This is a genomic window from Actinobacillus ureae ATCC 25976, from assembly GCF_000188255.1.
Taxonomy (GTDB): Bacteria; Pseudomonadota; Gammaproteobacteria; order Enterobacterales; family Pasteurellaceae; genus Actinobacillus; species Actinobacillus ureae.
In genome coordinates, this window is the sequence record NZ_GL831081.1 from 474,979 (window position 1) to 491,418 (window position 16,440).

Annotated in this window: 15 protein-coding genes and 3 pseudogenes; 14 read left to right on the plus strand and 4 right to left on the minus strand. The window is 41.3% G+C overall.

The features are described 5' to 3' along the window. The first annotated feature begins 131 nt into the window (after positions 1-131). From yghU to HMPREF0027_RS10105, 4 genes are read left to right on the plus strand one after another with little or no spacing between them, the layout of a single operon-like run. Positions 132-926: a glutathione-dependent disulfide-bond oxidoreductase gene (gene yghU / locus HMPREF0027_RS10095; RefSeq protein ID WP_005624916.1), complete on the plus strand. Its 795-nt coding sequence runs from the start codon at positions 132-134 to the stop codon at positions 924-926. Between the two features lie 14 nt (positions 927-940). Next, positions 941-1,792: an S-formylglutathione hydrolase gene (gene fghA / locus HMPREF0027_RS10100; RefSeq protein ID WP_005624918.1), complete on the plus strand. Its 852-nt coding sequence runs from the start codon at positions 941-943 to the stop codon at positions 1,790-1,792. A gap of 1 nt (position 1,793) precedes the next feature. Then, entirely contained in the window at positions 1,794-2,078 is a 285-nt protein-coding gene (locus HMPREF0027_RS12845; protein ID WP_005624920.1) for a hypothetical protein, read from the plus strand. Positions 2,079-2,129: 51 nt separating this feature from the next. Then, positions 2,130-2,897, plus strand: a complete 768-nt coding sequence (locus tag HMPREF0027_RS10105; protein WP_005624922.1) for an MBL fold metallo-hydrolase — start codon at positions 2,130-2,132, stop codon at positions 2,895-2,897. 79 nt (positions 2,898-2,976) lie between these two features. On the opposite strand, the gene HMPREF0027_RS10110 is transcribed toward HMPREF0027_RS10105, so the two are convergent. Beyond that, the gene (locus HMPREF0027_RS10110) at positions 2,977-3,900 is read right to left on the minus strand and encodes an AraC family transcriptional regulator (RefSeq protein WP_005624923.1); all 924 of its coding nucleotides are present in this window, start codon (positions 3,898-3,900) and stop codon (positions 2,977-2,979) included. A gap of 129 nt (positions 3,901-4,029) precedes the next feature. Here HMPREF0027_RS10110 and trxA point away from each other — a divergent pair. From trxA to HMPREF0027_RS10125, 3 genes and pseudogenes are all read left to right on the plus strand, one after another. Beyond that, a pseudogene (trxA, locus tag HMPREF0027_RS10115) lies at positions 4,030-4,311 on the plus strand (thioredoxin); the annotation flags it as partial. A gap of 222 nt (positions 4,312-4,533) precedes the next feature. After that, positions 4,534-5,511, plus strand: a complete 978-nt coding sequence (locus tag HMPREF0027_RS10120; RefSeq protein WP_005624927.1) for an NAD(P)H-dependent flavin oxidoreductase — start codon at positions 4,534-4,536, stop codon at positions 5,509-5,511. 75 nt (positions 5,512-5,586) lie between these two features. Further along, a complete protein-coding gene (locus HMPREF0027_RS10125) occupies positions 5,587-5,913 on the plus strand; it encodes a thioredoxin family protein (RefSeq protein WP_005624929.1) in 327 nt (108 codons plus the stop codon). A 34-nt stretch (positions 5,914-5,947) separates the two neighbouring features. On the opposite strand, the gene mpl is transcribed toward HMPREF0027_RS10125, so the two are convergent. Next, the gene (gene mpl / locus HMPREF0027_RS10130; RefSeq protein ID WP_005624931.1) at positions 5,948-7,312 is read right to left on the minus strand and encodes a UDP-N-acetylmuramate:L-alanyl-gamma-D-glutamyl-meso-diaminopimelate ligase; all 1,365 of its coding nucleotides are present in this window, start codon (positions 7,310-7,312) and stop codon (positions 5,948-5,950) included. Positions 7,313-7,435: 123 nt separating this feature from the next. On the opposite strand from mpl, the gene fbp reads away from it, so the two are divergent. Then, positions 7,436-8,440 carry a class 1 fructose-bisphosphatase gene (gene fbp, locus HMPREF0027_RS10135; protein WP_044024518.1) on the plus strand — a complete coding sequence of 335 codons (1,005 nt, stop codon included), beginning with the start codon at positions 7,436-7,438 and terminating at the stop codon, positions 8,438-8,440. Between the two features lie 69 nt (positions 8,441-8,509). Here the strand turns inward: fbp and HMPREF0027_RS10140 are convergent, their stop codons facing one another. Continuing rightward, the gene (locus HMPREF0027_RS10140) at positions 8,510-9,247 is read right to left on the minus strand and encodes a glutathione peroxidase (RefSeq protein ID WP_005624935.1); all 738 of its coding nucleotides are present in this window, start codon (positions 9,245-9,247) and stop codon (positions 8,510-8,512) included. A 125-nt stretch (positions 9,248-9,372) separates the two neighbouring features. On the opposite strand from HMPREF0027_RS10140, the gene oxyR reads away from it, so the two are divergent. The 6 genes and pseudogenes from oxyR to tyrS all read left to right on the plus strand — a co-directional run bounded on the left by oxyR (position 9,373) and on the right by tyrS (position 15,948). Beyond that, positions 9,373-10,266 carry a DNA-binding transcriptional regulator OxyR gene (gene oxyR / locus HMPREF0027_RS10145; protein WP_005624937.1) on the plus strand — a complete coding sequence of 298 codons (894 nt, stop codon included), beginning with the start codon at positions 9,373-9,375 and terminating at the stop codon, positions 10,264-10,266. Further along, positions 10,259-10,891 carry an HTH-type transcriptional repressor FabR gene (gene fabR, locus HMPREF0027_RS10150; RefSeq protein WP_005624940.1) on the plus strand — a complete coding sequence of 211 codons (633 nt, stop codon included), beginning with the start codon at positions 10,259-10,261 and terminating at the stop codon, positions 10,889-10,891. The genes oxyR and fabR overlap by 8 nt, the downstream gene beginning before the upstream one ends. Next, entirely contained in the window at positions 10,891-11,406 is a 516-nt protein-coding gene (locus HMPREF0027_RS10155; RefSeq protein ID WP_005624942.1) for a protein disulfide oxidoreductase, read from the plus strand. The genes fabR and HMPREF0027_RS10155 overlap by 1 nt, the downstream gene beginning before the upstream one ends. A gap of 65 nt (positions 11,407-11,471) precedes the next feature. Then, positions 11,472-13,836, plus strand: a pseudogene (gene rnr / locus HMPREF0027_RS10160) (ribonuclease R). A 114-nt stretch (positions 13,837-13,950) separates the two neighbouring features. Continuing rightward, positions 13,951-14,412 (plus strand): hypothetical protein, encoded by a 462-nt coding sequence (locus tag HMPREF0027_RS10165; protein WP_005624948.1) that lies wholly within the window; start codon positions 13,951-13,953, stop codon positions 14,410-14,412. A 345-nt stretch (positions 14,413-14,757) separates the two neighbouring features. Continuing rightward, the gene (gene tyrS, locus HMPREF0027_RS10170; protein ID WP_005624950.1) at positions 14,758-15,948 is read left to right on the plus strand and encodes a tyrosine--tRNA ligase; all 1,191 of its coding nucleotides are present in this window, start codon (positions 14,758-14,760) and stop codon (positions 15,946-15,948) included. Positions 15,949-16,175: 227 nt separating this feature from the next. Here the strand turns inward: tyrS and HMPREF0027_RS12150 are convergent. Continuing rightward, positions 16,176-16,440, minus strand: a pseudogene (locus tag HMPREF0027_RS12150) (hypothetical protein); the annotation flags it as partial.

Genomic DNA, 16,440 nt, shown 5'->3' on the forward strand with positions numbered 1-16,440 from the left:
TTTTTATCTTCGCTCTATATAACCAGACATCAATCCGTTTTATATTAAACATCAGAAAAAGTGATTAGCCTTTATAACTTAACAAGCGGTAAAATTCACGCAATTTTTTGCAAATTCAATGGAGAAAAGCAATGACAACCGAATATCAACCGCCAAAAGTATGGCAATGGGAAGCGCCAAACGGTGGACAATTTGCTAATATCAATCGCCCGACTTCAGGTGCTTTATTTGAACAGTATTTACCGAAAGGCGAACACGATTTACAGCTTTATTCGATGGGTACACCAAACGGCGTAAAAGTTACCGTTATGCTTGAGGAATTGTTAGAACTTGGCATCGAAAAAGCCGCTTATGATCTATTTCTGATCGATATTAGACAGGGAGAGCAATTCGGTTCGGATTTTGTGGCGATTAACCCAAATTCAAAAATTCCGGCATTACTCGATTACAGCCATGAAAAACCGCAGCCGGTATTTGAAAGCGGTGCGATTTTGCTTTATTTAGCTGAAAAATTTAATGCGTTCTTACCGAGTGATTTCAGCGAACGTACCGAATGTTTGTCTTGGTTATTTTGGCAAATGGCAAGTGCGCCTTACGTGGGCGGTGGTTTCGGACATTTCTACAAATATGCACCGACTAAGCAAGAGTATCCGATTAACCGTTTTACTCTTGAAACTAAACGCCAGTTAGACTTGTTAAATAAACAGCTTGCCAACAAAAACTATATTTGTGGTGAACATTACAGCATTGCCGATATTGCAATTTGGGGCTGGTATGGACAAATCGTGTTAAATCTTGTGTATGACGCTGCTGAATTTTTAGCGGTACACAAATATCCACACCTGATGCGTTGGGCGGAACAGATTGCTAACCGTCCGGCTGTGATTCGTGCCTTAGCAAAAGAATATCGTCCGATTAAATCGTAAAAAAAGGGAGAAAAATGACCGCACTTACTCAAATTGCCCGCTATAAAATGTTTGGCGGCTATCACGAACGTTATACACATTATTCGAACAGCACCCACTGTGAAATGACTTTTGCCATCTACTTTCCGCCGCAAGTGGAACAAGGGCAAAAAGTGCCAGTCCTTTATTGGCTTTCTGGGCTGACTTGTACCGATGAAAACTTTGCCACCAAAGCCGGCGCACAACAATTTGCTGCCCAGCACGGTATTGCAATTGTGATGCCGGATACCTCACCACGTGGCGAATCCGTTACAAATGATGAAGGCTATGATTTAGGTCAAGGTGCCGGTTTCTACCTCAATTCCACCCAACAACCGTGGGCTGCGCATTTCAAAATGTATGACTACATCGTGCAAGAGCTGCCGGCACTTATTGAGGCAAACTTCCCAGTTAGCGATAAACGTTCAATTTCAGGTCACAGTATGGGTGGACACGGTGCGATCCAAATCGGCTTAAAGAATCCAGAACGTTACTGTGCAATCTCGGCTTTCTCGCCGATCGTTACCCCAAGCCAAGTGCCGTGGGGACAAAAAGCCTTCACTGCTTATTTGGGTGAAAATCAGACTGCTTGGGCGGAATATGACAGCTTTGCGTTATTAGATAACGTATCACCGGCTCGCCCTATTTTGATTGAGCAAGGGCTTGCCGATAGTTTCTATCCAACCCAATTACAGCCGGAAATGTTTGCCGAAAAAGCGCAAAAGCTAGGCTTTGATGTCACGCTTAATTTGCACGAAGGTTATGATCACAGCTATTTCTTTATCGCGACTTTTATCGAAAAACATATCGTATTTCATGCAAAAGCATTAGCTGCTATGGGAATATAATGTGAAGAAATGGCTTAAAGGCTTACTTTATCTGTTTAGTGGGCTACTACTGATAGTCGCAGTACTCGGCATTATGCTTTATCGCAATATCGGCGGTTTACTGGATGAAAACCATTTCCGTGATCTGCCGTATTATAAAAACGGACAGTTTACTAATCTGTATGAACCGGAATTGCCTTACTATCCGGAACAGGCGACCGGCAAAGGCGGCTTTATTCATTATGACGGTTATACACCGAAAGCACGTTTACCGATGACGATGTTAGATCAGAACAGCTTTGGGTAAGCGGAACAATTCGCTTACTACTGGTTAGGTCATTCGTAGGCAATTTTAGAATTGAGCGGTCAACGTATCTTAATTGATCCAGTTTTCGGTAATGCAAATCCGCTTGATTTTCCGTTGATTGCCCCTCGCTTTCAAGAAGCGCCGATTCAGTTGCAAAACTTACCGAAGCTCGATGCAGTGCTACTGACACATGATCACTACGATCATTTAGAAGCGGATACGATTCGCTATTTAGCGGATAAAGTTGATCGCTTTATTACACCGTTAGGTGTAGGGGCAAGATTACAATCGTGGGGCGTGCCGGTGGAAAAAATTAATGAATTAGGTTGGGGTGATAGCAGTATGCTGGGTGAGATAAAACTGACCGCAGAAACCGCTCAACATTATACCTCTCGCTGGACAACCGACCGCAATAAAACCCTATGGGCTTCTTTTGTCTTGGAAGCAAACGGACAACGCATCTTTTGGAGCGGAGACACCAGCTACGGCAAACATTTAGCGGAAATCGGGCAGAAATATGGTGGATTTGATCTCGCTTTCGTTGAAATTGATGCTGCCAATGCCGGCTGGCCCAAAACGCATATGTTCTCGGAACAAGCGGTGCAAGCTGCCCAAGATCTTAATGCGAAACGAATGCTACCGATTCATTGGGGTGTATTTAGCCTAGGACGTAACCCTTGGTATCAATCTATTGACACCAGCGTTAAAACAGCTGCGGAAAAGGGCGTTATATTAGACGTGCCGAAAATGGGTGAAAAATACCAACCGGAACATTTCCAAAACAATCAATGGTGGCAAGCCCCAGAACTTAGAAGATAAGCCTTTTACCCTAGCTTTAAAGCAACTTACAAGCGGTCTAATTTTGTAAAAAATTTGCAAATTTTGACCGCTTGATTTTTTATACAATTCGCCCGAAGTGCATTTCGTCTTCTTTTAAGCGATGAATATCCCGTAATGGCGGTTCACCGAAAAAGCAGGCGTATTCTCGATTAAATTGATTTGGGCTTTCATAGCCGACCTCCATTGCGGCGCTGGTCGCATCAAAATTTTGCTTAAACATCAAACGTCTAGCGTGTTGTAATCGTAATTGTTTTTGGTATTGCAACGGGCTTGTGCCGGTAATTTTACGGAAATGCTGACGGAGCGAAGACGGACTGGTAAAAACCATTTCCGCCAGGCGATCCATTTCAATCTTTTCAGCATAATGTTCATTAAAATAGGCAATTACCTTTGCAATTTTTTGTTCAATCGTACCTTGCGTAAACAATCTTCTTAACATTGCATGATGGTCACTTGCTAGTAATCGCAAGGCAATTTCTCGCTCTACTAACGGTCGCAAATATGATTTTAATTTTGGAGTTTTAAGCAATTTCATCAAACGCAAAATGCTATCTAGTAAATCTTCATCTGCAGGAAAGACCGATAAGCTATCTGATAAACTGGAAGTTGTCGGTTGCCACTGCGTTTGTTCGTCAAGTTCTCGCAGTAACATCGCATCAAGCTCAATCCGCAAACTCAAATACGGTTCATGTCTAGAAGCATTGAGCACATTGGAAACTACCGATAAGTCCAGCGTTGTGAGCGCCGTTTGTCCCCGATGAATTTCCATTACACTCTCGCCAAAATTCACATGTTGCGAGCCTTGCACCACCAAAAATAAGCTTAACGGATAAATGCATGGCATAGGGTTGGTTGTGTGATTACGCCGACAAAGGCTTAAAGTTTGAATTTCAGTCGTGTAGAAACACCCTTCTTCTGCGGTAAATTCTTTTATCGATTCCGCAATTTGTTGCAATTTTTCATCCGATTCCTCTCTTTTCACATATTCTACCCACCTTATCAAATTAGGCAATAATTTGCTTGTTTTCGGCAAGAAATGACCGCTTGTTCTTTCTATAATGCCTCACATCAGCACAAGACTGAAACAATTTAACAAGATGGAGAATTCCCAATGAGCAATACTATTTTTTATTCAAACGATAACGATTTTGAGCAAGATGTTTTGAATGCAAAACAACCCGTGTTAGTGGATTTTTATGCAGACTGGTGTCCACCATGTCAAATGATTGCACCAAGCTTAGAAGCGCTTGCAAAGGAATATCAAGGCAAAGCGAAAATCGTGAAAATCAATGTCGATCAAAATCCTGAGCTTTCAATGAAATTTGATGTTCGCAACATTCCAACATTGATAACCTTCCGCAATGGCGAGGTTATTGATCGCACCGCAGGCGCAAGCGAAATTCGTGTGGATATTAACGTTGAAAGCTCAAATGCTAGCCGTGCCGAAGTCGAGGCTTTAATTGCAGAAATTCCGAATCACTCTCCGTTATACGATATGTTTACCAACCCAGTTCCTGTGGTTCATCGTATTGTTTAAGGCTAATTTTAATTAACATTACAAGCGGTCATTTTCCCTCAAAAGTTTGCAAATGATCGCTAAAACAAAGGATATAAAATGAAAAATCGAATTACGGAAATTTTAGGGATTGAAAAACCTATCGTGCAAGACCCAATGTCGTGGGTAACCAATGCTGAATTTGTGGCGGCGGTAAGTAATACAGGTGGCTATGGTGTGCTTGGGCCGAATGCAGGGCAAACAGAGATGACCAGTTCTCCGATTGAAACGGCTGAGCGTATGCGAGCAGAAATTCGCAAAACTAAAGCCCTAACGGATAAGCCGTTTGGCGTGAACCTTGCCCCAAATCCTGATCAATCAAAAGATCCTTGGACTCGTCCGATTATTGATGCCATCAAAGAAGAAGGTGTGCACGGTGTAGTATGGATGGGCGTAGGCGATGGCACAGTGTTACCGGAAATTTTTGCCGAATTAAAACAAGCAGGTGTGAAAATTATTTTCCGAGCAATCACCCCTACGATTGCTAATACGCAACAAGCGGAACAAGCAGGGGCGGATATTATTGTCGCAACCGGTTTTGATGAAGGCGGTTTAATGCCGGAAAAAGCGATTGGTACTTTTGCGATTGTACCGATGATTGTCGATGCAGCGAAAAATGTACCCGTTATGGCAGCTGGCGGTATTTCCGACCATCGCACTACTAAAGCCGCATTTGCTTTAGGTGCGGAAGGGATTTTTGTGGGAACGGCATTATTGGCAACCAGAGAAAACCCAACCCATAAACGAGTGAAAGAAAGTATTGTTCGCTCAACACCTGATGATTTATTACTCTTTAAAGCACCGCCAACATTCACCCGTTCTTTCACCAGTAAACTCACGGAAAAATTGGTCGAACTCACTCAAAGTGGTGCAGATGACAGCGAAATCGGTAAAGCAATGGCAGGCTTATCTGGTTTCGGTAACGGTATGATGAAAGGCGATTTCGATAACGGTTGGGGCTGTGTCGGCTTAGGCATTGCCAATATCCACGAAATCAAAACCGTAGCGGAAGTGATAGACGGTTTATTTGCTGAATAACAATGCACAAGCGGTCGGATTTTGTAAAATGTTGCAAAAATCTGACCGCTTGTCGTTTTAAAAGAGGAGGGAAATATGCATAACGCTCACGATCTTGCGACTATCGAACAGTATCTTGCTGAAAATCGCTTAACACTACTTTATGTACAAGCACCAAATTGCGGTGTGTGTACGGTATTTAGAAAACAGGTTGCCGAAGTCGTGGCGGAATTACCTGAAATTGCAGGTATTGAAACCAATATTGTAACAGTACCGATGATTGCCGGTCGTTTTCATGTACTCACCGCACCTGCGGTACTTTTCTTTGCGGACGGCAAAGAAATTTGGCGTTCGGCGAGATATATTAATATGAGGGAACTTAAAGAAGTATTGGAGAAATATATAAAAGAATATACCGCCTAGCTCTCTAGGCGGTATTTTTACATAGACGGGAAAACTAGCTTTTTAGTGCATTTAAGAGTTTATTGTGAATTCCGCCAAATGCGCCGTTACTCATCACTAAAATATGATCGTTCGGCTTCGCTTCTTTTATCACTAACGCTACCAATTCATCAAGATTTGCCGACCATGCCGCCGGTTGTGAGAGTGAATCGGTAATCACCGAAACCGACCAAGGAATCGTGTCCGGTTGGTAAACAAATACCGCATTCGCATCGCCTAAACTTAGCGCAATTTCTTCTTTATGCACGCCCATTTTCATCGTATTGGAGCGGGGTTCAAGTACCGCCAAAATACGCTGTTCTTTGCCGACTTTGCCACGTAAAGCATCAATGGTTGCCGCAATTGCAGTTGGGTGATGGGCAAAGTCATCATAAACGGTAATACCATTCACTTCGCCTTTCACTTCTAAACGGCGGTTCGCATTAATGAATGAACCAAGTGCTTCGCAAGCGCCTGCTACCGATACACCAGCGTGATGTGCCGCCGCAATCGTCATTAATGCATTATGCATATTATGCTCACCGATAATATTCCATTTTACTTCACCGGCTTTTTCACCTTTGTGGAATACTTCGAAATGCGAACAATCTGCTGAAATCGGTTTTGCAAACCACTGTTTATCTTCGCCAATAAATTGCAGCTCGCTGTAACTGCCCATTTTTAGGGTATTCTGTACATTCTCATCCGCTGCTGCCGAAAGAATACAACCGCTACTCGGCATGGTACGGATTAAATGATGGAACTGACGTTGAATCGCTTTTAAATCGTCAAAAATATCTGCATGGTCAAATTCAATATTGTTGATAATTAACGTTTTCGGTGTGTAATGCACAAATTTAGACCGCTTGTCAAAGAACGCCGAATCATACTCATCCGCTTCAATCACAAAGAATTTGCTTGAACCGGCACGTGCCGAAATACCGAAATTACCGGCAACGCCACCGATTAAAAAGCCGGTATCAATCTGATTTTGATCTAAAATCCACGCTAACATGCCAGTGGTAGTGGTTTTACCGTGCGTACCAGACACCGCTAGAACCCAGCGATCTTTTAACAGATGATCATGTAACCATTGTGGGCCTGAAGTGTAATTTAGCTGATTATCCAATACATATTCTACGCAAGGATTGCCACGGCTCATTGCGTTACCGATAACCACTAAATCCGGCGCCGGCTGAAGCTGCGCCACATCATAATTAGGAATGATTTCGATACCTTGATTTTCTAAAAATGTACTCATCGGCGGATAAACATTGGTATCCGAACCTGTCACTTTATAGCCCAGTTCTCGTGCGATCATCGCTACACCGCCCATAAAAGTGCCACAAATACCAAGAATGTGAATGTGTTTTTGCGTCATAAATTAGCCTTTAATGTAAAAATTTTGTGATCAATGTCACAAACTTGTTATGCCCCGTTAGAGGGAGCTTTAATTTCTTTCTATAATACCGCTAGCTATTTTAGCATACTCCAAGGAGAAATTATGAAAACACTCGGCGAATTTATTATTGAAAAACAAGCAGAGTACCCAGAAGCAAAAGGTGAATTAAGCGGTATTTTATCGTCTATTCGCCTTGCGGCTAAAATTATTCATCGTGAAATTAACCGTGCCGGTTTAAGCCAAGATATTTTAGGCGTTGCCGGATCTGAAAACATTCAAGGCGAAGCACAAATGAAATTAGATGTGTTTGCCAATGAGACGATGAAAAAAGCATTAATTGCACGTGAAGATGTGGCAGGTTTTGCCTCTGAAGAAGACGATAACTTCGTTGCTTTTGACAACGAAATAGGTAGAAATGCAAAATATATTTTAATGACTGATCCTTTAGACGGTTCTTCAAATATTGATGTAAACGTTTCTGTCGGCACGATTTTCTCAATTTATAAACGTGTTTCACCGATTGGTACGCCGGTTACGATTGAAGATTTCTTACAAGAAGGGCGCAAACAAGTGGCGTCGGGCTATGTCACTTACGGTTCATCTACAATGTTGGTTTATACCACCGGTAACGGCGTCAACGGCTTTACTTATGACCCGTCACTCGGTTTATTTATTCTGTCTCATCCGGATATGAAAATGCCGTTTGAAGGAAAATATTACTCAATTAACGAAGGACAATATGTCACTTTCTCTATGGGCGTGAAAAAATTCATCAAATATTGCCAAGAAAGTGACGAAGCAACTAAACGCCCATATTCATCTCGTTATATCGGTTCCTTAGTATCGGATTTCCACCGCAATCTGTTAAAAGGTGGGATCTATATCTACCCAACCTCAACCGTCTATCCGAAAGGTAAACTGCGTTTATTATATGAAGGCAATCCTATGGCGTTCTTGGCCGAGCAAGCCGGCGGTATGGCAACAGACGGTTTTAATCCGATTTTAGATATTAAACCGACTGAACTACATCAACGTGTACCGTTCTTTGTCGGCTCAACCTCAATGGTGCAACAAGCGGTCAAATTTATGCAAGAATTTGCAGAATAGTCCTAATAAAAACAAAAAACCGAACACTTTTAAACGTTCGGTTTTTTTATAAGCGGTTAAATTTGCCTATTATTTTGCAAAATACGCTTCTAAAGCATCGCTGCCGCCGATTAATTTACCGCCGATAAAGATTTGTGGAACAGTTTGGCTACCTGCAACCGCACGTACCACTTTACCGCGTTGTGAATCGTTGTCTAATACGATTTCTTCAAAGCGTAAGCCTTTTTCAGCTAATAACGCTTTCGCTTTTGCACAGAATGGGCAATCTGTTTTGCTGAATACCACGATTGGATCTTGGTCTTTCCACTCAGGGTTTAAGAATTTGATCATGGTTTCCGCATCAGATACTTCAAACGGGTCGCCATCTTTTTCCGGCTCATCAAACATTTTAACTACTTCGCCGTTTTTCACGAGCATAGAATAACGCCAAGAACGTTTACCAAAGCCTAAGTTCGCTTTATCAACTAAACGGCCCATGCCTTCAGTGAATTCGCCGTTACCGTCTGCTAATAAGATTACGTTTTCCGCATCTTGGTCTTTCGCCCATGCGTTCATTACGAAAGTATCGTTTACAGAGATACAGATGATTGAATCTACATCTAATTTTTTGAACTCGCCCGCTAATTCATTGTAGCGCGGTAAGTGAGTTGATGAACAAGTTGGCGTGAATGCACCTGGTAAAGAGAAAACCACAACAGTTTTGTTATCGAATAAATCTGCAGTAGTTACATTAACCCATTCGCCACCTTTACGAGTTGGGAAAGTTACGTTAGGCACTTTTTGCCCAGTCATATCTTTAAATGACATAAAAATTCTCCTGTTTTACATAATGTTTTCAAAAACCGCACGCATTCTACACCTAAATATGCCATAATTCAGCCTATTTGATTAATAGGAAAAATAGTCATTATTCGATCTAACTGGGAGTTCCTGTGAATATTAGAGATTTAGAATATTTAATTGCCTTAGCAGATTATAAACACTTCCGCCGTGCGGCTGATGCCTGTAATGTGAGCCAGCCGACACTCAGCGGTCAAATTCGCAAATTAGAAGACGAATTAGGTACGGTTTTACTTGAGCGCACTAGCCGAAAAGTATTATTTACGCAAGCCGGTTTAACTTTGGTTGAACAAGCTAAAGCTGTATTACGTGAAGTAAAAGTGCTAAAAGAGATGGCAAGTAACCAAGGTAAAGAAATGTCCGGTCCACTTCATGTCGGCATCATCCCAACACTTGGTCCCTATCTTTTACCACTTGTATTGCCTGCGTTAAAATCGGCGTTTCCCGAACTAGAACTTTATGTTTACGAGCTACAAACTTCACAATTGGTAGATCAACTTGAGTCCGGTCAATTAGACTGCGGTATCCTAGCGTTTGTAAAAGAAAGCGAACCATTTATCGAAGTACCTATTTTCAACGAGCAAATGTTATTAGCCGTATCACAACAACATGAATGGGCTGCACAAAAAGGCTTAGATATTAGTGCACTAAAAGACAAAGAATTGCTCTTTTTAAACGATGGTCACTGTTTACGTACCCAAACCTTAGATTATTGTTTATCTGTCGGCGCCAAAGAAAGCACGCATTTTAAAGCGACTAACTTAGAAACATTACGTAATATGGTAGCAGCAAATGCCGGCATTTCACTGATTCCAGAATTAGCAGCTAAATCGTGTGAAGGCTTAAAATACCTCGCCTTTAACGATCCAAAACCATATCGTTCTGTGGGACTAATTTATCGCCCTGGTTCACCATTACGCCTTCGTTACAAGCGCCTTGCAAAAGAAGTTGCAAATATTATGAAGCAAGAGAACATCAATGAGTAATATCGGTATTCGTGCACAGCAAAAAGAAAAAACACGCAGAGCGTTAGTCGATGCGGCATTTAACCAATTAAGCGCTGAAAAAAGCTTTTCTAACCTCAGCTTACGAGAAGTGGCAAGAGAAGCCGGCATTGCGCCAACCTCGTTCTATCGTCATTTTAAAGATATGGACGAATTAGGCTTAGCAATGGTGTATGAGTCGGGCTTATTGCTTCGCCAGCTTATGCGCCAAGCTCGTAAACGTATTGAAAACGGCGGAAGCGTGGTTGCAGTTTCAACCGAAACCTTTTTTGAATTTATTACGGATAGACCGAACGTTTTCCGTTTACTGCTCCGAGAAAGTTCCGGTACTTCACTGGCTTTCCGTACTGCCGCATCACGAGAAATTCAGCATTTTATTGCGGAATTAACCGACTATATTATGAGTAAAGATGTCAGCAGTAGTCGTGAAATCGCCCATATCCAAGCGGAAGGACTGATGACGATTGTGTTTACTGCTGGCGCTTATGCGCTTGATATGAACACGCAAGAACGTGAAAAACTGAAAAAGCGAGTAATTATGCAGCTCAGAATGCTTACTCGTGGTGCGGCTTCTTACACTTATAGCCATACAGAGGATCACCAATAATGCAGAACAAAAACTCTATGCTTTTCCGTTCCGGTAAAAATTTGCTTGTTTACGGGCTAATGTTTATCATGCTAAGTATTGCAGTTGATTGGTATCGCAAACCTAGCGAGCCAAATGCGTTCGCTCAACAGGTTTTCTACGATTTGCAGCAACAGCCGAAAGTGATTGCACAATTAAGCCATCAAAAACCGATGTTGCTCTACTTTTGGGGCAGTTGGTGTAACTATTGTAAATTCACCTCACCAGCAGTGCAGCAATTGATGGATGACAAAGTAGCAGTGTTAAGCGTCGCGCTCAAATCCGGAGATCCGCAGCAGGTGGCGGATTACCTTAACCAAGAAAATTACCACTTCCCTGTCATCAATGATCCTGATGGCGAAATATCTAAAAGCTGGGACATCCAAGCCACACCGACGATATTAATCATAAAAGACGGTAAGGTTGTACAGCATACAACAGGGCTAACAAGCTATTGGGGACTTAAAGTCCGTTTATGGCTGAGTAGCCTAACTTAAAATTCAAGCGGTCTGATTTGTCAATTTTTCTGCAAATCAGACCGCTTTAGCATATAGAGAACATTATGATAGTAGATCCTAATTACCAACAAGAACTCGAGAAATACGAGAATCCCGTCCCAAGTCGGGAATTTATTTTAAACACCATTCGAGAATTTGATGCACCGATGAGTCGTGAAGAATTGCTCGAAGCGTTTCATATTTATGACGAAGAACGTATCGAAGGTGTTCGTCGCCGCTTACGTGCGATGGAAAATGACGGGCAATTAATTTTTACCAAACGTAAACGTTATGCCCTGCCGGAAAAAATGGATTTGATTAAAGGTACGGTTGTCGGTCACCGTGACGGCTACGGCTTTTTGCAAGTAGAAGGCAGAGAAAAAGGCGATGATTGGTTTATTCCGAATAACCAAATGACACGAGTGATGCACGGTGATTTTGTGCTTGCTCAGCCAAACGGAACCGATCGCCCAGGTCGTCGTGAAGTACGTATTGTGCGTGTATTAGAAGCTCGCAAAAAACAAATTGTCGGCCGTTTCTTCCTTGAAAGTGGCATCGGTTTTGTTGTGCCGGATGACAGTCGCCTCACTCAAGATATTTTAATTCCTGACGATCAGCGTATGGGTGTAAGAATGGGGCAAGTGGTTGTAGTGGAACTGCAAGAACGCAAAGCGAGTTTCAACCGCCCAGTCGGTTTTATCACCGAAATCTTAGGCGATAACCTCGCACCGGGTATGGAAATCGAAATCGCATTACGTAATCACGATATTCCGCACGTTTGGCCGGAAGGTGTAGAAAAACAGATTCGCCAATTTAATGAAGAAGTACCGGAAGAAACTAAGCTCGGTCGAGTGGATCTACGTGATTTACCATTAGTCACGATTGATGGCGAGAGTGCCAGAGATTTTGACGATGCCGTTTTTGCTAGAAAAGAAGCGGATGGTTGGCGTTTATGGGTGGCGATTGCCGATGTAAGCTATTACGTTCGCCCGAAAACCGCACTTGATTTAGAAGCGGCAAACCGTGGTAACTCGGTTTACTTCCCAAATCGAGTTATTCCAATGTTACCAGAGATTTTATCAAACGGTTTATGTTCATTAAATCCGCAAGTTGACCGCTTATGTTTGGTAGCGGAAATGAGTGTATCCTCAAAAGGCGAACTGACCGATTATAAATTTTACGAAGCGGTAATGAACTCACACGCCCGTTTAACCTATACCAAAGTCTGGAAAATATTAGAAGGCGATGAAGCATTACGTGAGCGTTATGCGCCACTTGTGCCTCATTTAGAAACCTTGAACGAAATGTTCCAAGTGTTAGTAAAAACCCGCCAAAATCGTGGTGCAATCGAATTTGAAACCGTTGAAAACCAATTTATTTTCAATCCGCAAGGCAGAATCGAACGGATTGAACCGCTGATTCGCAACGATGCACATAAAATTATCGAAGAATGTATGATTTTAGCCAATATTGCTTCGGCTCGTTTTGTCGAAAAAGCAAATGAGCCGGCGTTATTCCGTATTCATGATAAACCAAGCGAAGAAAAACTAACCAGTTTTAAATCCTTTATCAAAGAGTGTGGACTGACATGGAATGTAGGTTTAGATCCTGAACCGAAAGACTATGCCGAGCTGATTGAACAGCTTGCAGATCGCCCGGATCGTGAGTTAATTCAAACTATGTTACTTCGCTCACTTAAACAGGCGGTATATGCGGCAGACAATGTGGGGCATTTCGGTTTAGCGTTAACCGAGTATGCTCACTTTACTTCGCCGATTCGTCGTTATCCGGATTTACTGTTACACCGTGCAATTAAGTATTTGATTGAAAAAGAAAAAGGTAACACTCACAATTATACGGACGGTGGTGGCTACCACTATAAATTGGACGACATCGATCAATTTGGTGATAAATGTTCTGCAACCGAGCGCCGTGCGGACGAAGCAACCCGTGAAGTAGCAGATTGGCTGAAATGTGAATTTATGCAAGATCATCTCGGTGAAACGTTCGAAGGGGTGATTTCAAGCGTCACCGGTTTCGGTTTATTCGTTAAAATCAATGAGCTACTAATTGACGGTTTAGTACATATTTCAACATTAGATAACGATTACTATCATTATGATGCAGACAGACAACGTTTAGTCGGCGGTAGTGGCATTATTTACCGCTTAGGTGATCCGGTAAAAGTGAAAGTAATTAATGTGAGCTTAGATGATAAGAAAATCGATTTTGCGCTAATCGGTAATTTGCGCAAAGGGATTGCAGTGGGCAAAACGGCGAAGCAGAAAGCGAAAAAAGTTGGCGATAAACCAATCTTTAAAGAGCCGAAAACCATCAAAGCAACAAAGTCGAAGCCAAAAAAAAGAAAAAGCGGCTTGTAAAACCGCAAAAAAAGCTAAGAAACCAGCAGCAACTAAACGTAAGAAATAGCGAATAAGCGGTCAAATTTGCAAAATTTTTTACAAATTCTACCGTTTGTCAGCGCTAAAATTTGAACTATCATAGCCTAGCCAAAACTAGGCTATTTTTATCGGAACTATTTATATGAATAAACTTAAACTTATTTTTTTAATTTCAACACTGACAACTTTATTTGCTTGTTCCCCTTCGCCGACTAAAAAAGCGAAAACAGGTTATTTAAAGGATAATATTAGTCAAACCGAATTAGCAAACCGAGCTAACTATAAGCGCTATCATTATCTTTGTAGCAATTTTGAAACCGGTACAAGTTCTTACTTATCCAGCTACTTTCCGCTTTCAAGAGAAAGTCGTATGAAAGATAACTTCGGCTTCTACTTCCAATTAGACGGCGGGAAAATTGAACCGTTTGATCATATTGAAAATAAAACGCTCAATGCACGAGGTTCTCGTTTTGAAGTAACTTATCGCTCATACAATCCAATTCAAGGCAGCTATGTTGACTTCATTGCACGTGAGCAAAGTTCTGCTTATTATCGCAATATCAATGGTGTTCGAGTACCTTGGCTAAATTGTCGAGAAAGCTAAACCTCAGTAAAAGTTTCATTATGCAAATACTTGTAACTTTTGGATCTATGTTAGTTTGTTTTTAGCTTGAATCAACATTTAAAAAATTCTATTATCACCAAAGTTAAATGATAAAGATTCTCATTTGTAAGCATTTGTAAAGCCTCTTGCTTAATTACTTGAGAATTATTATCATTAACTCACTTCAAAAATAATAGGTAATCACTCCAACTCTTACGCCTCATTCCCCCACAAAATGAGGCGTTTTTTTTCGTCTATTGCCGATTAAGCCTTATCAATCACAACGTATCTCGTTATAATAGATTCTATTTTCATATTTAAAACAAGATATAAGGAATCAAGCAAATGGCTCAATCTATTGAAGCAACATTAGCCGAACTGAAACGCGGTGTTGAAAATATTTATTCTGAAGAAGATTTAATTGAAAAATTAAAAGAAAATCGTCCGTTACGCGTTAAATTAGGCGCAGATCCGACAGCCCCCGATATTCACTTAGGCCATACCGTTGTTTTAAATAAACTCCGCCAATTCCAACAGCTTGGTCATGAAGTGATTTTCTTAATCGGTGATTTTACCGGTATGGTAGGTGACCCTTCAGGTAAAAACTCAACTCGTCCACCGTTAACGCGCGAAGACGTATTACGTAATGCGGAAACTTACAAACAACAATTATTCAAGATCTTAGATCCAAATAAAACTCGTGTGGCATTCAACTCCGAATGGTTAGGTAAATTAGGTACCGAAGGTATGATTCGCCTTGCATCTAATTACACAGTTGCACGTATGCTTGAGCGTGACGATTTCAAAAAACGTTTTGCCAATAACCAATCTATCGCAATCCACGAATTTATTTATCCGTTACTCCAAGGCCATGACTCTGTAGCTCTAGAAGCGGATGTTGAGTTAGGTGGTACAGACCAAACCTTTAACTTATTAGTTGGTCGTGAGTTACAAAAATCAGCGGGTCAAAAACCGCAAGTAGCAATGACATTACCTCTACTTGTCGGCTTAGACGGTGAGAAAAAAATGTCAAAATCACTTGGTAACTATATCGGTGTAACAGATGTACCAAGCGATATGTTCGGTAAAGTGATGTCGATTTCAGACGAATTAATGTGGGATTGGTATAATCTACTTTCATTCCGTCCATTAGACGAGATTGCCCAATTAAAAGCGGATGTTGCAGCGGGCAAAAACCCACGTGATGTGAAGATTCTTTTAGCGAAAGAGTTAATTGCTCGTTTCCACGATCAAGCAGCAGCAGATGCGGCGGAACAAGAGTTCATCAACCGTTTCCAAAAAGGGGGAATCCCAGATGAAATGCCGGAATTTACCTTTGAGGGCGAAATTGGTTTAGCTACCTTGTTAAAAGAAGCCGGTTTAGTCGCATCAACTTCAGAAGCGATTCGTTCAGCACAGCAAGGCGGCGTAAAAATTGATGGTGAAAAAGTGGAAGACGTTCGTCAAAATGCACAACAAGGTACTTTTGTTTACCAAGTTGGTAAACGTAAATTTGCACGTGTAACAGTGAAATAAGTTCGCTATAAATAAAAAAGGAAGCTTAAAAAGCTTCCTTTTTATTATGTATTCCTAATTAAACCATATTAGAAAATAAATCTAATATACTAAAAACACCATTAACTCTGGTGTTGCGAGCCATTAAAACTGCGAAAAATTCTACCCTTCAAAAATTCTTAGTTTTAGTGGTTAACTTAGCCAAAAACAAAGCCCTTTAAACCAACTTTAAAGGGCTTTTAAATTATCTAGAACTTATAAACTAAATTATCTTCGTACCTACCATCACAACTTACAGTCGCGTTAAATGTAATACGCTTGTAGCCATCGAACATCTGCCAATTATCCCATTTATCTTCTATCATGGCGTTAATAAACTGGATAAATTCACTTTTATTAGAACTAAAGAAGATGTAGGGAGGCTTAGTTAAGTGAATAAGTCTTAAAAAATCAACCAAATCAAAATACCGAGCCTGCTTATAACTCTCTTGGCGAGTACATAAATATGGCGAG